This is a genomic window from Pedobacter psychrophilus (assembly GCF_001652725.1).
GTDB classification, from domain to species: Bacteria; Bacteroidota; Bacteroidia; order Sphingobacteriales; family Sphingobacteriaceae; genus Pseudopedobacter; species Pseudopedobacter psychrophilus.
On the sequence record NZ_LWHJ01000018.1, the window covers coordinates 1 to 911 of the forward strand.

A 911-nucleotide genomic window follows, 5' to 3' on the forward strand; every position below is an offset into this window, starting at 1 on the left:
AACGGTTTGCTAATTTGCGCAGAAATGGCATTGCTTGCAGAACCATTGTCGTACCATACTAAATTAAATAAATAACTGATGAACTGACGTAAACCACCGTCAGCCATTTTTGTGCAAATTTGCTGTTATGTGTTCGTACTTTTATGAAAGCAGTTTTTCACGTTTGTTACCAACTTTTTTTGATTCCGATTTCGGCTTCTTCGATTTGTAGTCTAATATAAACCGACTAATTTCTTTTCTTTCTTTTTCTGTCAAAGGGTCGCTTTGAATTATAAAGTCAACTCCTTTTGGTTCTCTTATAAATCCCATAATTTCTTAGGTTTTAAAATATTTCTCTACTAATAATTTGGATGATTCGGTCGGAATTATCATTCGATGTCCGCCGAGGTGATAAGCACCCAATGATTCCTCATAATGTCTTACCAATTTTGTTTTTGCAGTAAATGCAACAAAGCCGTCAAACCCATATTGAAATGAAAGTTTGCAAGCATAGGCAACCAAATTCCCTGCTACGCCTTCATAAAGTTTGTTCTGTCCGATATTGAAAGGAGCGTTTTCAAGCAAATTCATATAAATGTGGTCGACTTCTTTTGTGATACTTAACAAACCTTGAACGATGTCTAAATTATTTACAATGGTCAGTTTGTAAACTTCTTTGGTGTCGTTCTTTAATTCGATTTTCCAATTGAAATTCCAACCGTTTTTGACAGTAATATTTTTACTGTCATTAATTGTAAACCTAGCCACTTCGGTCTGAAAACTGTCGCCTGAAATAGTGTTTTGGATGGAATTAGTCAACTTGTCAACCACAAAATCCAATTGTATTTCTTGCTCTTTTTTCATTGCGTTAATTTACGAAAATATTTCCTATGAGTAATGTCTTTCCGGTCGGGTAAGTATGACACATAACG

The 911-nt window shown here is 34.7% G+C and carries 1 protein-coding gene; it reads right to left on the reverse strand.

The genetic code is table 11. The annotated features are described in order from the left end of the window. Window positions 1-315: 315 nt before the first annotated feature. On the reverse strand, window positions 316-843 hold the full coding sequence (locus A5893_RS04995) for a hypothetical protein (protein ID WP_068821470.1): 528 nt from the start codon (window positions 841-843) through the stop codon (window positions 316-318). Window positions 844-911 lie beyond the last annotated feature (68 nt).

What these genes read in the sequence shown, in the direction of transcription:
- A5893_RS04995 (WP_068821470.1), bottom strand. Translation starts at nt 843, where the DNA reads ATGAAAAAAGAGCAAGAAATACAATTGGATTTTGTGGTTGACAAGTTG.